The sequence below is a fragment of the Proteus hauseri genome, assembly GCF_040139125.1.
GTDB lineage: Bacteria > Pseudomonadota > Gammaproteobacteria > Enterobacterales > Enterobacteriaceae > Proteus > Proteus hauseri_B.
In genome coordinates this window covers 476,236-499,934 of record NZ_JBEEUB010000001.1, presented here as the reverse complement: position 1 = coordinate 499,934, position 23,699 = coordinate 476,236, and the positions used below count along the sequence as shown (strand labels likewise).

The following is a 23,699-nucleotide window of genomic DNA, read 5'->3' as shown; positions in this document are numbered from 1 at the left end:
TTTAATAAGGGATGATATGAATACAGCTTTTCAGAAACCACGCTGGTTACGCGATTTACTCCGTTTTATTCCATTGAAAAGCCAGTTTGTCTTATTTGGTAATGTGCGAGATTTACAAGCAAGTGAAATCCAACCCAATATTGTCACACCATTACCTTTTAATCAGACACTCTATAATAGTCTCTATGAAATAGGCTATGTTCATATTATCACCTATACACCAATGACGGGATTTCAATGGATAGCTAATCCATCTCAAACGTTGCAAGATGGTGTTTTATTAATGCAACAACTTGGTTTGACGGTAACGGGGGATCGTGCATCAGGAAACATTGATAGCTTAAATAGTGTATTAGAAAAATGGCAGACAGTAACTGAACAACCTATTGCGTTATGCATTGATTTTGCCTCTTGTTTGCTCTCTCATCGCGATAATTTAACGCCCGCTGAACACAGCTTATTTACACGCGCGTTAGTAACATCACATCAAGCCAAAGCAAGACCCGCAGGGAAAAATAATCAGCCATTCTTTAATAGTATTTTTTGGATTGTGGACAAAGAGACTGATTTACCTGATTGGTTTACTGTCAATAATCCTCGATTACGTGCTATTTCTGTTGCAAAACCGGATAGTCAAACACGTCGTATATTAACGCCTAGTTTATTGATGTCTTTTATTGGGTATCAACAACTACCCGATAACGAAAAAGAAACGCTACTCAATGATTTTATTGATGAGACTGAAGGATTGTTGTTGCTAGATCTTACGGCAATTGTGCAGCTAGCACGTATTGAACAAGTTGATGTCACTCGTATTAGCGATGCGGTTCGTCGTTATAAAGTCGGTATTACGGAAGATCCTTGGCAAAAAATCGATAAGCAAAAAATCCGTAATGCACCTGAAGTAATACAACGACGAGTTAAAGGGCAACAGCATGCAGTCACTCATCTATTAGATATTATTAAACGTGCAATGACAGGGGTTGGCAGTAGTAAAGGTGGACGACCTCGAGGGGTTCTATTTTTAGCCGGACCAACGGGTGTTGGTAAAACAGAATTAGCTAAAACAGTCACTCAATTGCTATTCGGCGACGAAAGTGCCTATATTCGTTTTGATATGTCTGAATTTAGTGCAGAACATGCTGACCAACGTTTAATTGGTGCTCCTCCTGGTTATGTTGGTTACGATTCAGGTGGTGAATTAACCAATGCGATCCGTGAAAAACCTTTTAGTGTGGTGCTGTTTGATGAAATTGAAAAAGCACATCCTCATTTAATGGATAAATTCCTACAAATTATTGATGATGGTGTTTTAACTTCAGGTCGAGGTGATCGTGTTTACTTTTCTGAGGCTTTAATTATTTTTACCTCGAACTTAGGTATTTATCGACTAGATAATAATGGTGAAAGAGTTGCTAACGTATTACCTAATGAGCCTTTTGAACGTGTCAGTCGTAAGGTTAAAAGTGAAATAGAACGTCACTTTAAATTAGTATTAAACCGACCTGAGTTATTAAATCGTATTGGTGAAAATATTATTGTTTTTGATTTTATCCGTGAAGATATTGCAGAGCAGATATTTGAACAAATGGTGACTAATATTCTTTCCAGTCTTGATAAACAATCACTCATCATTGCTATCTCAGATAAAGCCAAAACCACGCTGAAAAATTACTGTTTATCTGATCTCTCAAATGGTGGTCGTGGTATTCGTAATCAATTAGAAGTTTATCTAATAAATCCATTATCACGGGCTATTTTTGATAGCGATCTTGCGGTTGGAAGTGCTTATCTAATTACCGATATTCAAGTCGATAGCATGACTAAAATTATTTTAGCGCCACAGGTAGATTAATGCGTATTAGTTTATCGCGGATCCATTTCCCTGTAACCGCGTTAGGGCCAGGAAAACGCATTGGAATTTGGTTTCAAGGCTGTTCTTTGCGTTGCAAAGGGTGTTTATCGCCGGATACGTGGGAAGTTAAACAAAACAGTATACTGGTCGATGATTTGATAACCCAGATACGACCTTGGTTTGACTATGCCGATGGAATTACTATTTCAGGTGGTGAACCTTTTGAGCAACCTGAGGCACTTCATGCTTTATTAATTGGATTACGTCAGCAATTTATTGGCGATATCTTTATTTATAGCGGTTATCAATGGAATGAGATAAAACCGCAGGTTGATATGATGTCTGGTCTAATTGATGCACTAATGAGTGAACCTTATCAAATTGATGTGCCACAAACACAAGTATTACGAGGCAGTGATAATCAGCAACTTCATTGTTTAACGCCAATGGGAAAAGCGCGATTTAACACATTTAATAGAGCGCTTACTGAGCATGATAAAATACTCGATCTCACTATGGATGAAGAAGGACGACTATATCTTACTGGAATTCCTAAACAAGGTGATATGGCTCGATTACGTGAATTATTAGCTCAACAAAATACCCAATTAAAACAAATAAAAAGATAATAGAGATGGAACAGCGGATGACCATGATACGTTTTTGTCCTCATTGCCAAACAGAGCGCCAATTAACGGAAATTTTTTGTGCAGGACAAATTAATGATAAGCCTTGTGGGTGGGATTTAACTATTGAGCCTATTCATGAGTCGGGCTGGCGTCCATCTTCTATTGCGGCTTCATCTATTGCTACTCCATCTATTGAAAGATCGCCTGCTGATAGTAAATCCCCCCTAATACAACGTGTTTGTCTTAATGGGCATCCGATGGGGGATGATGATTTTATCTGTTTTGAATGTGGTGCTGATGCTGCTGACAATCTGGAAATAATAGACACCAGTGCTAATGAAACCAATAAATCTGAACAACTTATTGGCGATTGGCGGCTTGAACAACGTATTAACGGGGTTAATAGCCAAAGAGAGCGCTATAACGTTACACATATAAATACAGCTCAAGAAGGTGTGCTAACGCTCTATCTTAAAGGTGAAGAGCCTGATCCTGCTATTTACCAAGTTTTAAATCTTATTTCTACAGAACATGTTCCTGTATTTTATGAAATAGGTCGATGGGATAATCGGGTCTGGCATGTTACTGAACGCTTAATGGGCGGCTCATTAAGCCAATTTATTAAACAGGGCGAATTCTGGCAACCTGATGAAATTAAAGTATTAGTTGCAGAGTTAGGAACCGCTATTGCGGCATTAACTGAACATGGTGTACGTCATCGCGCTCTGCGTCCTTCTAATCTAATGATCCGCTCACGTGAACCGCTAGATATTGTAGTAATTGAGTATGGTTCAGCATGTTTGTCTGAGTTTGATCTTGATATTGTTTCGCCTTTAGATATTTCTCGTTATAGTGCGCCCGAAACATTAGCTGGTGGTGTTTCGGCAGCATCAGACTGGTGGAGCTTAGGTATTATTCTTCTTGAACAATTAACGCATGGTGAGTGTTTTAACGATATTCATGATAATGCTTTTTTGATCCAGGTAATGACGAATGGCATTGAACTACCAGATAATTTAGATGCTGATATTCAGTTATTATTACGTGGTTTGCTTTGCCGTGATCGTTTACAACGTTGGCAATGGAAAGAAGTTAATGCATGGCTACAAGGATTGGTCGTTCAAGCACCCAATATACGAAATAACAGTGCAAGTCAGCAATATCACCAATTTCAATTTGCAGGTAATCAGTTTAACCAACCGGATGCTTTTGCTATGGTGGCAGCTGAAGATAAATATTGGAATGAGGCTACAGAATTATTTGTCCATGGTGAAATCACAACATGGTTAAGTAAATTTGATAATAGTGATAAGCAAGTTGCCCAATTACAAGCATTAGTTGAACAGCAGAATATTGAACCCGGTTTACGTTTCACTTTAGGATTGCGTATTTTAAATCCTAATATGCCTTTGATTTATCAAGGCGAAATTATTACTCCATCTTGGTTATTAGAAAATCCCCAATTAGGTTATCAATTAATTTGTGAACCTTTAGCGCATGAAATAGAGGCAATAGATAATCAACATTGGCTTGTTCAACTCTATTATCGTCAATGTGCTATTCGTGAACGTGCCAAACAGCAGCGAATTCCATTAAATGAAGAGAGTTTGCAGCTCTATTTACTGATTACTTCGATTAGTCAACTTGCTGCGCGTTGGGAAATTATTCGTACAGAATTTCCTGACGCACATAATGAAAATTTGCGTGCGTTAATTGATCGGCAAAATATACATGAAAATGACTATATTTTGTTGTTAAGTGCTGAGATGGGGCAATATATTGCGGTCGATCTATTAGTCAATAATGCAGATCAGTTAGCAAGTAAGCTAAATATTCTCTCATTCGATAAACAGCAGGCAAAAATATTATTAGCCACACCTCGTCCTCAATTAATTGAACAATTAATTGAGCAGATTGGTGATTTTAAACGCGTTAATATTGCGCTTATTGATCAATGGACAGACCGTTTTTTACTCACTCGACGGTTACCACTTGAGCATATTTTAGTTATGCTAAGTATTCCTCAAGATAAATGGCAAGTTCCTGAATCTCAAAAATATATTCTAGAAGTTATTAGCTTTTTTACGAAGAAATTAGTATCAGCAAGCCAACGAGGTAATTTAGTCCGAATGCGTTTAACACCCAACGCAGGGCGTGTTGATTTAACAGAATGTGGTGTAGGTGACGAACGAACCACTAATTTACTTGAACACCTTATTAATCGTAAAAAACGGTTTATCTCAATAGACAGTGATTTATTACGTCAACGTACAACCGTGAATAATCGGCTTTGGGTTTTACAATCTAATACCCAATTGTATCAAAGGGATACGGGTATTAATGGCATGTATTTAGGCTTTCCATTTTTGGTCTTAAATACACAACCAAATAAAACGAAGCCACGTATTGCACCACTATTTTTATGGCCTATAGCTATGAATATTGTGGGAGGGGCTCAAGGGGTTGTGCAAGTTGCTTTTGATACTGAACGTGCCGCTGTGCGCTTAAACCCTGCATTAGCTAATTTTTTTGGTATCCCAGCGGTTAATGAATGGCAGAAAATTCTCGATACATTGCTATCACAAACCGGTATTAGTGTTAGTGAAATAATGGCGACGTTATCTTCGCTATTAGCAATATCAGAGCAAACATTAACGCCATTGCCACCATTAACAGAAGATATTGCAGAACATAGTGCTTATATTAAATGCTCTGCGGTGTTATTTCACACCTCATTTATTGGGCAAACTATCAGTGCCGATTTACAGCAGATAGCGAATTTACCGATTAATGGCACTGCATTAGCGACGATGCTAAAAGTGAACACATCAGTACATCAGCCGGAAAAACTATCTTCACTTAACGAAAATTATCTTTTGTCGTTGGCTGATCCCTCTCAAAATACCATTATTCAAGTAGCAAGAAATCAAACAGGATTATTGATTGAGGGACCTCCGGGTACAGGAAAAAGTCAAACTATTGTGAATTTAATTGCTGATGCAATAGGAAGGCAAAAAACAGCACTCGTGCTTTGTCAAAAACCAGCGGCATTGGATGTGGTTTATAAACGTTTAGTTGCAAATGGCTTGCAGGATAGGGTGCTGATTATTCATCAAAATCCTAAAGGTCGTGAAATTATCTCTGCAATAAGAGAACAGTTAGATTTAGAACGCAGAAGGCAACTAGTGGCAGAAGTCACTGAGCCAGAGCGCATTGACCGCGATAGGATAGTTAATCTAATTCAATTTTATGAAACAACATTAGATGCCTATTATCGGGCAATGTATCAAACAGATAAGCAGTACGATTTTTCTTATCGTGACGTTTTATCGGCTTTATTAGCGTTACAACACGCATATTCGATAGATATCGATGCTAATCCATTAACGGCGCTTTTATCTCAATTTAATAAGCAAACTTTTACCGAATTTATTGATAATTTACGTTTATATGGCTTAGATTGGTATGACATTAATTATGAAAATACGCCTTTAAATGGCGTGTTATTATTTTCACCACAAAGCCCTCTGTACCATCAATTTAATCAGCAAATTAGTGGTTTTATTTATGCTGAGCAACAGCGTGATATTGCTTACTCTTCAGATGATCAACAGGTAATCATTAAAAAATTAGCAGAACATGAGACTACTTTAGAGCAATGCAAACAATATGCTAAAAAATTAAATACTCAGCAATGGGATGATGTATCACGCTGGTTAACGCTCTTTTTAAATCAGCAAGGTGCACAAAATAGAGGCGATTTACTGATTTCTCACTTAGCGCAATTAAATAACCGCTTACAGCAAATCGATATATCAGGAAGTGATCCTCTCCTTTTTGGTTTATTAACACCATTAGATAATGCAACGTTAGCCTTATTATCAAGGGCGGTTAACGAAAAAATCACCGGCTCATTTTTACGATTTTTTAATCCTTTTTATTATGGTCGCAATAGTAAGTTAAAAAGCTTTATTGCAACGTGTGGCATTGAAGAAAAAACAGAAAACTTTCTTGCTTTACAGCGCACCATCAATACGGAACAACAGTGGCGTTTATTATATAAAGAGTTATTACCTGTTTATCAGCAATTACAAATAGAAAAACAATTAAATCAGCAAGATAATCAATGGCAACAAACATTAAGTACAGTGTTATCTCAGCTTGAAGCGTGTCGTGATTTTATTGGTGTGTTGGCGTTATATCCTCAACCTGAACATTTTATTGAGGCGATAATAGCCATAAAACAGCAGGGTTTTGAACAGCAGTGTTTGCAAATTGAGAGTGCGATTTGTCGTGCTAAAATGCAGCAAAATAGTCTGGAAAAACTTGATCAACTGCAAAACTCACTCACTCCAGAATGTTATCAGCAAATAAAACAATCAATTAATCATGGTGAGTTGCTCACGGAATTATTACAGCAATTAGAAAATGATTTACCTCACTTAAGCCAGTTTCAACTGTTTAGAGAAAAAACCGCACACTTTAGTCCAGATTATTGGCAAATTTTACGCTTGTCACGTCCTTTTATCGCGAGTAAAGAGTATGTGGCAGAGAAGCGTATTGAGATTTTAGAGCAAGCATTAAGTCGTTTATTTTATTTAAATATCAAAGATGAAATTGAAACAAAATCACCTGTGTTAAAAACATCAGCTCAGCAATTGCAGGATCACATTAAGCAATTAACAGAGCTAAATCAGCAATTACAGCAAGTTAATCGTCAGGTATTAACTCAAAATATCCTTTTATCAGAAATTGATAATCCTAGATCATGGGAAAAAATCACTCGATTAGCCGGACCTAGAGCGCTTAGATTGCGGGAGTTTATTGAACAAGCCTGTGATTTAGGGCTATTTAATTTACGACCTATTTGGCTAATGACGCCTGATGTTGCTAGCCAAATATTACCACTGAAAGCGGGGTTATTTGACAGCGTTATTTATGACGAAGCTTCTCAAATGCCGATCGAATTTGCATTAGCGACACTATATCGAGGCAAACAAGCGATAGTCAGTGGTGATGAAAAGCAAATGCCACCTTCTTCATTTTTTAGCGGTAAATTTAGTGACGATGAGGACGATAATGAAGAGGGTGATGAACAACAAGAGCAAACAGATGAACAGTGGGATCCGCGCCAAATTTGTCATTGTCCTGATTTATTGCACCTAGCTCGAGCGGTATTGCCTATTCATACATTAGATATCCATTATCGTTCAGCCTTTCGTGAGTTAATCAATTTTTCCAATTATGCCTTTTATGAAAATAGACTCAATATTCCTGCTCAACATTCAGAAAAGACAATTAATACCGTAAAACCGCTACATTTCATTGCTGTTAACGGCACTTATGCTAATCAAAGTAACGACGATGAAGCCAAAGCCGTTGTTGAGCATTTAGCACAGATATGGCAAAAGCCTTTTAATCAACGTCCCTCAATTGGGGTGGTGACGTTTAACCAAAAACAAGCGCAATTGATTAATCAATATATTCGAGAGCGCGGTGAATATGATGTAGCGTTTTTAGCTGCTTATACAGAAGAAGTCTCGCGGCTGCATAATGACGAAGATATGTCGTTTTTTGTGAAAAATGTTGAAAATGTGCAGGGTGATGAACGTGATGTGATCCTATTCTCGACAACATTTGGTCGCAATGCGCAAGGTACATTTAGGCGAAACTTTGGTGTGTTAGGTCAAACAGGTGGCGAACGACGCTTAAATGTTGCTATTACGCGAGCTAAACAGCAAGTTGTTATTATGTCTTCTATGCCGATAGATGAGATATCTGATTTATTAAATACGCATAAGCAGCCAGAAATTCCTCGTGACTATCTTCAAGGTTATCTTGCTTATGCGAGTAACTGCAATACGCCAAATAAGCAGGATGATAATCAGCGTTTATTAAATCGTTTATGTCGAACACAAGCGGGAGCGGCTGAGCAAAAAGAGGTTAGGGATAGATTCGTCGTTGAAGTGACCGAGTTTATCCAATCACAAGGTTATAAAATTGCACCGTCACAGCCGATGGGGGTGTTCTATTTTGATTGTTTAGTTGAAGATGAATTAAAAGGGCAGTTATTAATGGGAGTTGAATGCGATATGCCTCAACATTGGTTGTTATCCAGCGCATGTGCAAGAGAGTTATGGCGAAAAGATATTTTACGTCGAGTTGTACCTCACCACTATCGTGTATCGTTAACCCAGTGGTTTTATCATCGCGAACAAGCACAACAACAACTACTCGATGCCTTACAACAAGCCGCCTTATTGAATAAAAAAGTGAGTTGATTATGAGTTCATCTGTACATTATGTGTCGGTTAAAGAAATCAATATAATCCAATATCGTCGACAACTTGCGAATACTAAAAAACAATTTAAACAATGGATGGCACTAGCAAAGCAATTAACTTATCAAGATGAGCGAATTGACCAAATTGAGGCACTTTGTCAGGAGCTTGAGTTAAATAGTCAGCAATTAGAATCACTAAACGCAGGTAATATCAGCCAATTAACACAAAAATCACTCGCATTTTCTCATTCACTTCAAGATGATATGAAAAATCTACGAGAGCAGATGCTAGAAGAGCAGGCGTTGGCGCGTTATACACAGCAAAGTCAGCAAAATACAGTAGCGTTATTAAAACAACTACAGCAGCAACTCGTTATTGATAGTCCATTGATTACTGAAATCGAGAAATGTGAGGGTATGACGCAAGACAAAATGAGTGCGTTATTATTCAAAGTCACCTCTGAAATTAAAGCACAAAAAGAACAACCCTCAGTAGCTCAGAGGCAACTATTATCACAACTTCAAGCGCAATCCGAATATACCCAAAAATTATGGCAAGGTGGCGTTCCACAAAGTCCATTTGCACATCAATGTCATCAAATTGCTTTAATGATTGAAAAATTACGTTTAGTTGGTAATGAAACAGAAGCTAAAAAGAGTGAAAACCAATTTATTGAGATCCAAAATTTAGCAGATACACCAAAACGTCAGCTTCTTGCTGATTCAATGATTATAAAAATGGCTGAAGTTTTACGAATTAACGTGAAACGTATTGAGTTAATGGAAGCGTTAGCGCGCCTTTGCGCTGAACTCGAAAGCTTTGGTAACGCTGAAATGACGACATTAAGCCAACAAACATTGGCTGTAGCATCATTGGCAACCACAGATCAACTTGAAGTGATGAGTACTAAAGTAAAACAGAGCATTACTACCTTCGAACAAAAGAGAGCCGCTGAGCTGCAATGTAAAACAGTATTAGAAGGACTAAGCCAATTGGGTTATGTGGTTCATGAAAATGCCGTAAATGCATGGCTTGATAATGGTAGTGTCGTGGTTTCTCATGCCACAATCCCCGATTATGGTTTAGAACTTGGTGGCAAACAGGCTCGTTTTCAGGCAAGAACAGTCGCATTAACGCAACAAAGAGATACTCGCCGTGATAAAGATGTTGATGCTATTTGGTGCAGTCAACATCAGCAATTACAGGCTATTTTAGCAAAATCTAATGCTGAATTGGTTATTGAACGGGCATTACCCGCAGGGAAAAATGCAATGAAAGTGATTGAAACGCAAGAGGGTGCATATCAACGTTCGATGACTCAAATCCAGAAGCCAAAGACATTTAGTCGGTAATCTAAAAAGCCACCCTTAAGGTGGCTTTCAATTTGGCTACTGAATAACGTTTTTACGCAATAGTCACCGATTTATTGAGATACACATCTTGTACCGCGTTAATCAGCGCAACACCGTCTTTCATTGATTTTTTAAATGCTTTACGGCCTAAAATTAAGCCCATACCGCCAGCACGTTTATTGATAACGGCGGTACGTACTGCATCTTCAAGGTCATTTTTACCTGATGCACCACCAGAGTTAATTAAGCCAGCGCGACCCATATAGCAGTTAGCTAATTGGTAACGTACTAAATCAATTGGATTTTCTGTGGTGAGTTTAGTGTAAACACGCTCATCGGTATGACCAAAACCTACCGCTTTAAAACCACCGTTATTTTCAGCCATTTTCTGCTTAACAATATCAGCACCAATGGTTGCGGCTAAATGGTTGGCTTGACCCGTTAAATCTGCACTTGCGTGATAATCTACGCCATCTTTCTTAAATGCGGGGTTACGTAAGTAAGCCCACAATACAGTCACCATGCCCAGTTCATGAGCACGTTCAAATGCCATTGAAATCTCTTCAATTTGGCGACGACTCTCTTGTGAACCAAAGTAAATAGTGGCACCAACAGCAACGGCACCCATTTCAAAGGCTTGATCAACGCTGGCATACAGTGTTTGGTCATATTGCGCGGGGTAGCTTAAAGTTTCGTTGTGATTAAGTTTTACCAGAAAAGGAATTTTGTGTGCATAGCGGCGAGAAACAGAAGCAAGAACACCATAAGTTGAGGCAACACAGTTACAACCGGCTTCTATGGCTAATTCAACAATATTTTTGGGATCAAAATAGAGTGGGTTAGCAGCAAATGATGCAGCAGCAGAGTGCTCAACACCCTGATCCACCGGTAAAATGGATAAATAACCTGTACCTGCGAGACGCCCATGATTAAGCAATGTTTGCATTGAACGTAATACCGTATTAGGACGGTTATTATCAATCATTACGCGATCAACAAAGTCTGAACCTGGCAGGTAGAGATTATCACTTGGGATGGTTTGGCAACGGTGTTCCAATAATGAGTTAGCATCAGCACCTAACAAACTTACTATATCAGTCATTACTTACTCCAGTTCACGATTAGATGAAAGTGATTGTCATTTATATACATTAAGATAACAAGTCACATTGAGGCGGTAAGCGGCAGTGGATCGCTTCAGGTAACACAATAAATGCAAATTTATCGCCTAAAAGGGGTTCACCATCTAAATTAAATACCATTTCATGAGTGGCACTAATGTTTACCCAACGACTTTCGAGCTCAATAATTTTGTCGTTCTTTTTGCGATCAAACAGACTTGTTAACAACGAAGGCAGAAGTTCGTTAGCTTCTACAATGGTGATATTAAGTTTGTTATCGTTAATTAATGCATCGGGGCAAAGCTGTTGTCCACCCCCCGCTTGACGACCATTCCCAATACCTAAAACCAACGCTTCACCTTTCCAATGAAAATTTTCGGCATCAATAGTGCAAGGATCTGCTTTAAGGGTATCGATACGTAATAGACCATGGAGAAAATAGGCAACACCGCCTAATGAGGATTTTAATGTTTCAGGGGTTTCAGTGGTAATTTTGGTGCCAAATCCACCTGACGCCATATTAATAAAATAGTGAGTCTTATTCACATTAATAACATCAATAGGCACTGCACGTCCTTTAATCGCCAAATTGAGTGCATTTTCCATCTCTTGTGGAATAAATGCGCTGGTGGCGAAATCATTGGCTGTACCTAATGGAATAATGCCTAAAATGGGCGGTGATGAGGGCGATAATCGAATAAGCGCCGAGACCACACTATTAATCGTGCCATCTCCTCCTGCGGCAATAACCGTTTTAGCTTGAATATCAAGGGCTTCTTGTACAAAACGCGTAATATCACTCGCTTCCCATGTCACTCTGACTTGAATGTTGAAACCTTCTTTGCGGAGTTGATAAACCGCATCGCGAAGCGTGGTATTACCTGAACTTTTTCCATTAATAATCAGCAAGCTGATTTGATTCATTAGCATCACTCCTTAAATTAAACCACTCCATTAACAGTAATAGATATCGAGATAATTACCATTTTTTTACAAAAAAGGAATAAATAGCGTTGTTAAATAAGAGTGTTAAAACTTAAGTGAAATGGAAAAGGAGAACAGGAAAAACTAGAGGGGATAGAAAAAGAAAAGGCAAATCCAAGGGAGATTGGATTTGCCAAGGAGGTGGTTCCTAGTCTTACTGTATTCATTCTAGTTCTTTATTTTTCGCAACAGATGATACGGTAAACAAATAACTATTGATGTGATCTGTATTTGAAATTGACCACTTTAAATCAGATTATGACGTTTTACTTCACTTCTACCGCATCAATCTTGTGAGGTTGACGTGTTGTTGTCCCCTCTAGATTGCGGATCAGTAGTGCAAAGTTTAAATCAACATCATCAGGAACAGATAAATAAACCATGTGACCATTACCTGGTGCAACATCAGTTGGCTGTAGTTTTTTATTAAATAACTCAGCTAAGGTAAATTGAATATTTCCTGTTGGTGTCATTAATTCTAGGCTATCACCCAAGATAAATTTATTTTTGACATCCACTTCGGCTAAACCGTCAACACGCTTACCGGTAAATTCACCAACAAATTGTTGAGTGTCTGAAACGGAATAACCGTATTCATAAGTTTGGTAAGCGTCATGGGTATGGCGACGTAAGAAACCTTCGGTATAACCGCGGTGTGCTAAGCCTTCTAGTGTGGTTAGCAGCGTTGGGTCGAAAGGTTTACCTGCGACAGCATCATCAATCGCACGGCGATACATCTGAGCAGTACGCGCACAATAATAGAAAGATTTAGTACGACCTTCGATTTTTAGTGAATGCACACCCATTTGGGTCAGTTGTTCAACGTGTTCGATAGCACGTAAATCTTTGGAGTTCATGATATAGGTACCGTGTTCATCTTCAAACGCGGTCATATATTCACCTGGGCGTTTCGCTTCTTCGATTAAGTAAACTTTATCGGTTGGTGCGCCAACACCTAAGGTTGGTTCAACATTTTTGACTGGGATAGGTTGGTATTTTTCAACGATATTACCCACATCGTCTTCTTTACCTTCTTCAACTTTATATTCCCAGCGACAAGCGTTGGTGCAAGTTCCCTGATTAGGATCACGTTTGTTGATATAGCCAGATAACAGGCAACGACCAGAATATGCCATACATAGCGCACCGTGAACAAAAACCTCAAGTTCCATCTCTGGGACTTGTTTGCGAATTTCTGCAATTTCATCAATAGAAAGTTCACGAGAAAGAATAACGCGAGTCAGTCCCATTTGACGCCAAAATTTAACGGTCGCCCAGTTAACGGCATTCGCTTGTACTGAAAGGTGAATATCCATTTCAGGGAAAGCTTCACGTACCATCATGATTAAACCGGGATCGGACATAATCAGTGCATCAGGACCCATATCGATAACGGGCTTTAAATCGCGGATAAAGGTTTTTAGTTTTGCGTTATGAGGTGCGATATTAACCACAACATAGAAGCGCTTACCTAATTCGTGGGCTTCTTGAATACCTTTAGCAAGGTTCTCATGGTTAAATTCGTTATTACGTACACGTAAGCTATAACGAGGTTGACCTGCGTAAACGGCGTCAGCGCCATAAGCAAATGCATAGCGCATATTTTTTAATGAGCCAGCAGGAGAGAGCAATTCGGGTGTAAACATGTTTAATTTCCTGGTTCTGATTTCAAGTCAGTCCCCTACACAAAAGGTAAGGGTATATCATAAAGGGGAGGATTCTAGCGCTTAACTATGGTGAGGTTCAATGTATTGTGTAAAAAAGATTACCTAAAGCGATAAGCTTGCATCTCCCAGCGGTAACCTTGACCATAAATTGAACGAATAAACTCAATTTGTGCATTTAACTGCTCAAGTTTACGGCGTAAATTTTTAATATGGCTATCAATGGTTCTATCTGTGACGATTCGGTAGTCATCATAAAGGTGATCCATTAACTGATCACGAGAGAGTATTTTACCCGGTTGTGTTGCTAATGCTTTGAGTAAGCGAAATTCAGCCGTGGTGAGATCTAAGATTTTATTGTTGTACTGAATTTGATACGCCTGTTCATCAATAACCACTAATTTATTGGTTTGAACAATATCTTGAGGTCGATAATAACGGCGTAATAAGGTTTTAACTCGGGCAACGACTTCTCTCGGACTATAGGGTTTACAAATATAGTCATCAGCACCAATTTCTAACCCTAGAAGTCGATCGACTTCTTCTGTTTTTGCCGTCACCATAATAATGGGAATATCAGAAAACTGGCGTAACTCTTTACAAACCGTGATGCCATCTTTTACAGGTAACATTAAATCGAGCAGCACTAAATCATAGTGTTGCTGTTTTACATATTCACTGACTTCGGCGCCATCGGCAAGCCAATGTGTTTGATAACCAGAGGCTTGCAGATAATCAATCAGCAATTGGGCAAGCTTAGGTTCATCTTCTACGATTAATACACAATAGGTTTTTTCGGTGATTGTCATCCATTTACTCAAGTGTCATCAGAATATGCTGGAAATTCGACGAGAATTTTCATGCCACCCAAAGAAGAAGGCATGGCGCTAATTTTACCATTATGAGCTTCAACAATATTTTCACAAATAGCAAGACCTAAACCAGAACCCCCGCTTGCTCGGTTGCGCGAGCTTTCAGCTCGATAAAAACGCTGAAAAACAGCGCGATATTGTGTCTCGTCTAAGCCGGGGGTGCTATCTTCCCATGAAATAAAAACCCGATCATGCTCTTTTCGCGTGGTTATCTGTAATTGTCCACCAGAATAGGTATAGCGCAAACTATTCTCTAACAAATTATGAAATAGCTGGATAAGCCTATCAGGATCTGCTTGTACAATAATAGGTGAAATATCGTCTAATTGAGGTGAAAGGGTAATATCTTTACTTTGATAAGCATGACGATAAGATGCCGCAGCAAGTAAAATCACCTCATTAATATCGATAAAATCTTTGCGATAAGCCAGTGAGCCTCTATCAGATAACGAGAGCTGATGTAAATCATTGACGAGTTTGGTGAGATTGGTAACTTCAAACAGTAATGAGCTAATCGTTTCTGCGGTGGGTTTTCTTACGCCATCTTGCAGTGCTTCAAGTTCGCCTTTTAAAATAGAGAGCGGTGTGCGTAATTCATGTGAGATATCAGCCATATAATCACGCCGAATTTGCTCATTTTTTTCTAAAGTACTCGCGAGTTGATTAAAGTCGATCGCAAGTTGGCTTATTTCATCTTTATTGGTTGGGGTAACACGAACAGCAAAATCGCCAGCAGCAAGTTTATGTGTTGCATCCACTAAGCGTTTTACTGGGCGTATCATGCTGCGAGAAAGGATCAATGTGATTAATAGAGCAAATAAAACTGTTGCGCCAGCAATAATCCAACTGGTAAGTAATTGCTGTTTATCAAAGCTGATATCCGCTTCATTGCTAATTTTATCTGCGGCACTCACAACGACCCAACCCACAATTTCATCATGATAAGTGATTGGTTTTTTAAACGTTTCTGCTGGAAATTGATTATCATGACCAAATAAGCGTTGCATGTTTTTATCGACAATCCAAAATTGTGTACGCCAACCGCGCGGCGGCGGACCTTCACCACTTTGGCTTATTTGGTCGATGCTACGTAATATTTGATAAAGAGAACGATCATCTTTATTTAGAAACCGCCAATCACCCGTTAAGGTATATTGATCAGTTAATGCTTCAGCTAAAAGAGTGGCACGCTGTTCACTGTTTTTCTTGATATAACCAATAAATCCTTGCTGGAAACTACCGCGAATACCAATATGCATGGCAAGTACCACGACCATGCAGGTTGCAAAAATAACCAGAAACAGCTTGCTTCTTAATTTCATGCATTTGCCTCTTTCTTGCTGATACGACGTTGTTGCCAGCGTTCACGAAGTCCATCAAAAAACAGATAAATAACGGGTGTGGTATATAGCGTTAGTAGTTGGCTCATCAATAAACCACCGACGATTGTAATACCTAAAGGTTGTCTTAATTCAGCGCCATCACCACTGCCAAGCATTAACGGTAATGCGCCAAAAAGTGCCGCTAACGTTGTCATAATAATAGGGCGAAAACGCAGTAAACTGGCTTGAATGATCGCCTCTTTTGCCGACAGTTTACCTTCTCGTTGAGCCGTAATGGCAAAGTCGACCATAATAATGGCGTTTTTCTTTACAATACCAATCAACAGCATAATGCCAATAAGTGCAATTAAGCTAAAAGGCGTATCAAAAAGTCGTAATGCTAATAGCGCGCCAACGCCCGCTGAAGGCAGTGTTGATAAAATAGTCAGCGGGTGAATATAGCTTTCATACAAAATACCGAGAACCAAATAGACCGTCACTATTGCCGCTAAAATCAGTATTAGCTGTGATTTAATCGTTTCTTGGAATATTTGAGCTGTACCCGCAAAAGTACCACGTACTGTATTGGGCACACTTAGTTCTGTCATGGTGCGCTCAATCGAACTAATCGCATCAGATAAGGTATAACCATCAGGAATATTAAACGCAATGGTTGATGCTGCTGATAATCCTTGGTGATTAACACTTAATGGCGCATTAGCTGGAGACCAGCTTGCAAATGCAGAGAGTGGAATACGATCACCTTGAGAATTGATAACATACATTTTATCTAATGCAGAGACATCTTGGGTATACTGTTCCGAGACTTCCATTACCACTTTATATTGGTTTAAAGGGGCATAAATGGTGGAAATTTGTCGCTGACCAAAAGCATTATTAAGCAGGTTATTGGCATCACTTACGTTAATACCTAATTGCGACATGGTATCGCGGTCATAAGTGAGTGCCATTTCAGCACCTTTATCTTCTTTGTCTGAGTTCACATCGATTAACTCAGGTAATTCACCAAGGGCTTTACGTACAATAGGCTCCCATTTACGTAATTCGCCTAGGTCATCAGCCAGTAAAGTAAATTGATAGCTAGAATTAGCTTGCCGTCCGCCCGCTCGTACATCTTGCACTGGCATTAAAAACAGGTTTGCACCGGGTTCATCGGCTAATTTAGTACGTAGGCGATTAATTACTTGATTGGCACTGTCAGTACGTTCTGATAATGGGTTAAGGGAGATAAACATAAATCCACTATTAATTCGTCCTCCTCCCGTAAAGCCAGTGACGCTATCAACATCTTTATCAGCATTAATTTCTTGCATAAAGCGCGCCATTTTTTCTTTCATTGATTGGAATGAAATACTCTGATCGGCACGCACAAATCCCATTAAACGACCGGTGTCTTGATCAGGAAAGAAAGCCTTAGGAACGCTAATATATAAATAGACATTTAAGCCTAACGTTGCGAGAAAAATAGCCATAACCCAGCGCCGATGGCGCAATGCCGCTTGCAATGTGACGCTGTAACCTTGCTGGAGCCGGAAAAGTAACTTACCAAATCCGCGTAAGTGCGCCTGTGCTTTAGGTTTTACGCCTTTGAGCAAATGCGCACACATCATGGGCGTTAACGTTAAAGAGACAAACAACGATATCGCGATAGCGGTGGTTAAGGTGATGGCAAACTCTTTAAATAGTCGACCAACTAACCCTTCCATTAGTAATAAAGGAATAAATACAGCAACTAATGAAATGCTCATTGAAAGCACAGTAAAACCGACTTCGCCAACCCCTTTTAGTGCCGCTTGTTTCGGTTTTAACCCGTTTTCAATATGCCGAGAGATATTTTCTAGCACCACAATGGCATCATCTACCACAAAACCTGTAGCAACGGTTAGCGCCATCAATGAAAGGTTATTTAGGCTAAAACCACATAAATACATTGCCGAAAAAGTACCAATTAATGAAACTGGTACAGCAACGGCAGGGATCAGCGTGGCTCGACCCGAGCGTAAAAATAGAAATACCACAAGAATAACTAAGGCAACGGCAATCGCTAATGCACGTTCAACTTCAGCTAAAGACGCTCGTATGGTGGGTGTTCTATCTTGTGCTACTTTTAAATCAACACTGGCAGGAATAAGCTCGCGTAATTCCGGTAATTCTGCGCGAATACGGTTTACCGTTTCAATAATATTGGCACCCGCTTCACGACGAATAACCAGCAAAATAGCAGGTTCACCGCCACTCATCCCCGCAGCACGTGAGTTTTGAACTGAATCTGTCACCTCTGCGATATCGCTTAAACGTACCGCAGCATCTTGATTGTAATGAACAATAATAGGTCGATAGTCAGCGGCTTTACTTAGTTCATCATTAGTTTGAATTTGCCAACGGCTTTCATCATCATTCACAAAACCTTGAGGTCGTCGCACATTCGCTTGGCTAATGGCTTTTCTGACATCATCAAGGCTGACACTCTGATTAAAAAGCGCATCAGGATTAAGTGCAACACGTACCGCGGGTAAGGAGCCTCCACCGACAGAGACTTCACTCACACCCTCAATTTGTGAGATTTTTTGTGCCAGTCGTGTTGATGCTAAGTCATACATTTCACCCGCATTTTGTGTTTCAGATGTGAGCGTTAAAATCATAATCGGTGCATCTGATGGGTTTGATTTGTAATAACGCGGACGACTTGGCATACCTGAAGGTAATAGGCTTTGTGATGCGTTTAATGCGGCTTGTACATCACGAGCCGCAGTATTGATATCTTTATTTAAATCAAACACCAATGTAATGCTGGTGCTACCTAATGCGCTGCTTGATGTCATCTCATCAATGCCCGCAATGCGCCCTAAAGAGCGCTCTAGCGGCGTTGCAACTGAAGATGCCATGGTTTCGGGTGATGCACCGGGCAATGAGGCATAAATATTAATAACGGGATAATCTACCTGTGGCAAAGGAGCCACAGGTAACAGCATAAAGCCTAATGCACCACAAAGTGAGATAGCTAAACTGAGTAACGTTGTGGCGACGGGTCGTTGAATGAAGAGGGCGAAGAACTTCATGATACAGCCCCGTTATCGTGTTCAACGTGTTTATTGCGATTGAAATAAATAGATAACTTATCAAACAATAAGTAAATAACTGGCGTTGTAAACAGCGTTAGGATCTGGCTCATTATCAAGCCACCCACCATACAGACGCCTAATGGTTGACGTAACTCTGCACCCACACCAGTACTTAGCATTAATGGTAATGCACCTAGCAGTGCCGCCATTGTTGTCATTAATATTGGGCGAAAACGTAGTAAACACGCTTGATAGATTGCTTCATAAGGCGGTAAGCCTTGCTCGCGCTCTGCTGCAAGCGCGAAGTCTATCATCATAATGGCGTTCTTTTTCACAATACCAATAAGCAAAATAATGCCGATTATCGCGATAATATCGAGCTCATTGCCTGCGGCAATAAGGGCAAGTAATGCACCCACACCCGCGGTTGGTAAGGTTGATAAAATAGTGATTGGATGAATAAAGCTTTCATACAGCACACCTAAAACGATATACATCGCCACAATTGCCGCAATAATGAGCCATAACGTGCTTGAAAGTGCACTCTCAAATGCCAGTGTCGCACCTTGGAATTGCGTGGTGATATCTTTTGGCATCGCAATTTGCTCTTCCGCTTGCTTAACGGCATTGACCGCTTCTTCAAGAGAATATTTTTCAGCGACATTAAAAGAGAATGTCGTTGCAGGAAATTGCTCTAGGTGATTAATAGAAAGCGGCGCCAAGCGCTGTTCTACCGATGCAATCGATAATAACGGCACCATTGCACCCTCTTTGCCCGTTAAGTGGATCGCAGATAATGCCTGAATGCCATCACCCCCACGAATATCTTGTTCTAGTACAACGCGATATTGATTAGCTTGAGTATAAATTGTTGAGATAAGACGTTGACCAAATGCATTGTAAAGAGCGTTATCAATCGCACTCATTGATATACCTAAGCGGCTCGCTGAGTCTCTATCAACTTTGATATACGCCATCATGCCGCCATCTTGCCAGTCACTACTAATATCCGTTAACTCAGTACGTTGTTTAAGAGCTTGAGAAAGTTTGGGAACCCATTGGGCTAACTCTTCTAATGAGGTCGCTTGCAACGTAAATTGATATTGAGTACGAGAGACTTGCGTATCAATGGTTAAATCTTGTGTAGGCTGGAGATAGAGCGTCATTCCTGAAATATCAGCAATGCGTGCTTGTAAACGCGGAATAATCACATCAATACGATCATCACGCTGATTAAGTGGCTTTAGCGTAATTTGTAATCGCCCAGTATTGAGGGTGGCGTTATTGCCATCAATCCCGACAAAGCTGGCGATATTATCGATAGCTGGATCATCAATCAGTTTATCGACAACCTGTTGTTGTTTATCAACCATTGCTTGATAAGAGATTGATTGCGAAGTTTCAATAGTACCTTGCAATAAGCCGTTATCTTGTAATGGGAAAAAGCCTTTTGGGATAAACATATACAGCAATACGGTTAATACTAATGTACTTAGTGCGACACCCAAGGTTATCCATTGGTGATTTAATACACGTTTTAACCAAACAGCATAAACCGCAATCATTTTTTCAAAGAAGCGTTCACACGCAATTTCAAAACGATTGTGCTTAATTTCACTTTCAGGTTTTAACAAGCGAGCACACATCATTGGCGTTAATGTTAAAGAGACAACCGCCGAAATTAATATGGCAACAGCCAAGGTGATGGCGAACTCTCTAAATAACCGACCAACGATATCCCCCATAAAAAGAAGCGGGATCAGTACAGCAATTAATGAAAACGTGAGTGAAATAATGGTAAAGCCAATTTCTCCCGCTCCTTTAAGTGCTGCAGTAAGGGGCTTATCACCTTGTTCAAGATAACGAGAGATATTTTCAATGACCACAATGGCATCATCAACAACAAAACCAGTGGCAATGGTCAGTGCCATTAAGGTGAGGTTATTAACGGAAAAACCACAAAAATACATCACAGCAAAGGTGCCCACTAATGAGAGAGGGACCGCAATGCTAGGAATTAATGTAGCAACACCATTGCGTAAGAAGAGATAGATAACCATCACAACTAACGCAATCGCTAAGCCTAATTCGAATTGCACATCGTTAACAGAAGCGCGAATGGTCGTGGTTCTATCGGTTAAAATCTCAACATTAACGGATTTAGGTAAGTTAGAAATTAAATCAGGTAATAAATGACGAATATTATCCGTGGTATCAATAACGTTAACACCCGGTTGCCGTTGCACATTAATAATAATCGCTTGATCATTATTTGCCCACGCACCTAATTGGTTATTTTCAGCGGCTTGTTCAATGGTTGCGATATCTGATAAACGAATAGGCGCGCCATTTTTATAGGTAACAATTAATTGGCGATAATCCTCTACCGTTTTCATCTGGTCGTTAGCAGATAACGTGACAGAACGAGTGGGACCATCAAGACTACCCTTAGCTGAATTGACGTTTGCATTGTTAATTGCCACACGGACAGTTTCGCTATCTAAGCCATAAGAAGCCGCTGCTTGTGCATTCAGTTTAACTCTTACTGCAGGGCGCTGACCGCCTGCAAGAGAGACTAAACCCACACCATTTACTTGTGAGATTTTTTGCGAAATACGGGTTTCAACCATATCTTGCAGTTGTGTCATTGGCAGTGTTGAACTGGTAACCGCTAACGTTAAAATGGGGGGATCTGCTGGGTTTACTTTGCTGTAAATTGGTGGATAGGGTAAATCTGATGGTAATAGATTAGTTGCTGCATTAATTGCTGCTTGCACCTCTTGCTCGGCAACATCTAAAGGCAAGGTAAGTTGAAACATTAATGTAATAACAGAAGCACCACCAGAACTTTGGGATGACATCTGTTTTAGCCCTGACATCTGCCCAAATTGACGTTCTAACGGTGCGGTTACCGCGGATGTCATTACATCAGGGCTTGCGCCAGGATAGAGCGTCACCACCTGAATAGTGGGATAATCGACTTCAGGTAATGCCGAAACAGGTAGCATTCGATAACCCACAATACCTGCTAATAAAATAGCAATCATAAATAGCGTGGTTGCTACAGGACGTAAAATAAATAGGCGAGAAGGACCGCCACCAGTACCGTGTGTTTTTTCGGTCATTACGCTTTCTCCGCTACAACACGGTTGTTTTCTTTACTTTTTGGTGCCGCAGGGGTGACGATATCCACTTTTGCACCTTGGGTTAATCTATCAACGCCATCGGTTACCACGCGCTGATTGGCTGATAAACCCGATGCAATAACCACTTTCTCAGCATTTTGCAACGCGACTTCAACACGGAGTTTGCTGACTTTGTTTTCCTCATCAACAGCCCAGACAAAGTGTCCTTCATTCCCCATTTGCAGTGCCGCATTAGGAATAACAACCGCTTTTTCTAATGTTTTAACGTAAAGACGGATATTGACAAATTGATTTGGAAATAGCGTATTTTCTTGCTGAGGAAAGCGTGCTTTTAGTTTGATTGTACCTGTGGCGGCATCAATTTGATTATCAACACTAAATAGTTTTCCTTGTGCTAATTCATACTGATTATTGCGATCAAATGCGGTAACAGAGAGCTCGGCATTGGTTTTACGTGCTTGAATAACACGATTTAGTTCTTGTTCTGGCAATGTAAAGAGTACATCAACAGGATCCATTTGATTGATAACCACAATAGGTGTTGATGAACCACCAGAAATATAGTTGCCTACATCGACCTGTTTTAAACCCACTCGACCCGAAATCGGTGCGGTAATTTTGCTGTAGGTTAATTGTAGTTGTGCATTACTAATTGTTGCCTCATCAATACGAAGGCTTGCTTCAGACTGTTTAACTAAAGCAACTTGGTTATCTAGTTCTTGTTGTGAAACTAAATTTGTTTTTGCTAATTTCTGATAACGCGCTAAATCAAGACGCGCATTTGCTAACGTTGCTTGATCTTTTGCTAACTGTCCTTTGGCTTGTGCTAATTGCACCTCAAAAGGGCGTGAGTCAATTTCTGCAAGTAAATCACCTTGTTTAACCTGTTGTCCTTCTGTGAAGTGCAATGCCATTAATTGACCTTCAACACGACTGGTGACCGTAACACTATTTGTTGCACGCACTGTACCTAATGCAGATAAAAACTGTGGCACATCTTCTTGAACAGATGTGGCAACTTGTACTGGTGGCAACGGTGGACGTCGAGAGCCAGAGGTTCCACGATTAGTTTGAGTTGATGTTTGTGCTTGAGCACCTTTAGCATCAGGTTTGGCTGTTTTTGAACTATTAAATTGCCAATAAGCGGCAGCACCAGCAGCGATAACGATGAGTGCGATAATAAGAGAAAGTCTTTTTTTAGCGTTTTTGTTTTTATTCATTGCTTTTGTGATCCCACTGGCAACAGGCTAATCAGGAATAGTGAAATTAAATTTCGGAATGGTGACATTCTACCTGTTTCTTCGTAGTTAAAAATGGAGGAAATATGGAAATTAAGTCAAGGAATGTGTTTTGTTGATGATATTTTCATCAGTTGAATGAAAATAGC

General features: G+C 39.8%; 12 protein-coding genes. 4 read left to right on the top strand and 8 right to left on the bottom strand.

Translation table 11 applies throughout. The annotated features are described in order from the left end of the window. Nucleotides 1–16 precede the first annotated feature (16 nt). Genes ABN099_RS02185 through ABN099_RS02170 form a run of 4 tightly spaced genes read left to right on the top strand, consistent with a single transcriptional unit; the run spans nt 17 to nt 10,120 of the window. Nucleotides 17–1,855, top strand: coding sequence for an AAA family ATPase (locus tag ABN099_RS02185; protein ID WP_349462070.1), 1,839 nt, complete (start codon nt 17–19; stop codon nt 1,853–1,855). Continuing rightward, nucleotides 1,855–2,484, top strand: coding sequence for a 4Fe-4S single cluster domain-containing protein (locus ABN099_RS02180; RefSeq protein WP_349462069.1), 630 nt, complete (start codon nt 1,855–1,857; stop codon nt 2,482–2,484). Before ABN099_RS02185 ends, ABN099_RS02180 begins: the two co-directional genes overlap by 1 nt. Before the next feature lie 17 nt (nt 2,485–2,501). Then, a complete protein-coding gene (locus ABN099_RS02175) occupies nt 2,502–8,765 on the top strand; it encodes a protein kinase domain-containing protein (RefSeq protein WP_349462068.1) in 6,264 nt (2,087 codons plus the stop codon). 2 nt (nt 8,766–8,767) lie between these two features. Beyond that, nucleotides 8,768–10,120: a hypothetical protein gene (locus ABN099_RS02170; protein ID WP_349462067.1), complete on the top strand. Its 1,353-nt coding sequence runs from the start codon at nt 8,768–8,770 to the stop codon at nt 10,118–10,120. A gap of 52 nt (nt 10,121–10,172) precedes the next feature. On the opposite strand, the gene fbaB is transcribed toward ABN099_RS02170, so the two are convergent. The 8 genes from fbaB to ABN099_RS02130 all read right to left on the bottom strand — a co-directional run bounded on the left by fbaB (nt 10,173) and on the right by ABN099_RS02130 (nt 23,532). Beyond that, nucleotides 10,173–11,222 (bottom strand): class I fructose-bisphosphate aldolase, encoded by a 1,050-nt coding sequence (gene fbaB / locus ABN099_RS02165; protein ID WP_349462066.1) that lies wholly within the window; start codon nt 11,220–11,222, stop codon nt 10,173–10,175. 49 nt (nt 11,223–11,271) lie between these two features. Beyond that, nucleotides 11,272–12,165: a lipid kinase YegS gene (yegS, locus tag ABN099_RS02160; protein ID WP_349462065.1), complete on the bottom strand. Its 894-nt coding sequence runs from the start codon at nt 12,163–12,165 to the stop codon at nt 11,272–11,274. Nucleotides 12,166–12,491: 326 nt separating this feature from the next. Then, entirely contained in the window at nt 12,492–13,871 is a 1,380-nt protein-coding gene (gene yegQ, locus ABN099_RS02155) for a tRNA 5-hydroxyuridine modification protein YegQ (RefSeq protein WP_349462064.1), read from the bottom strand. 119 nt (nt 13,872–13,990) lie between these two features. Then, entirely contained in the window at nt 13,991–14,698 is a 708-nt protein-coding gene (baeR, locus tag ABN099_RS02150) for a two-component system response regulator BaeR (RefSeq protein WP_349462063.1), read from the bottom strand. Between the two features lie 8 nt (nt 14,699–14,706). Continuing rightward, complete coding sequence (baeS, locus tag ABN099_RS02145; protein WP_349462062.1) at nt 14,707–16,083, bottom strand: two-component system sensor histidine kinase BaeS; 1,377 nt, start codon at nt 16,081–16,083, stop codon at nt 14,707–14,709. Beyond that, a complete protein-coding gene (mdtC, locus tag ABN099_RS02140) occupies nt 16,080–19,163 on the bottom strand; it encodes a multidrug efflux RND transporter permease subunit MdtC (RefSeq protein ID WP_349462061.1) in 3,084 nt (1,027 codons plus the stop codon). The genes baeS and mdtC overlap by 4 nt, the downstream gene beginning before the upstream one ends. Beyond that, nucleotides 19,160–22,291 carry an MdtB/MuxB family multidrug efflux RND transporter permease subunit gene (locus tag ABN099_RS02135; protein ID WP_349462060.1) on the bottom strand — a complete coding sequence of 1,044 codons (3,132 nt, stop codon included), beginning with the start codon at nt 22,289–22,291 and terminating at the stop codon, nt 19,160–19,162. Before ABN099_RS02135 ends, mdtC begins: the two co-directional genes overlap by 4 nt. After that, nucleotides 22,291–23,532, bottom strand: a complete 1,242-nt coding sequence (locus ABN099_RS02130) for an MdtA/MuxA family multidrug efflux RND transporter periplasmic adaptor subunit (RefSeq protein WP_349462059.1) — start codon at nt 23,530–23,532, stop codon at nt 22,291–22,293. The genes ABN099_RS02135 and ABN099_RS02130 overlap by 1 nt, the downstream gene beginning before the upstream one ends. Between the last annotated feature and the right edge of the window lie 167 nt (nt 23,533–23,699).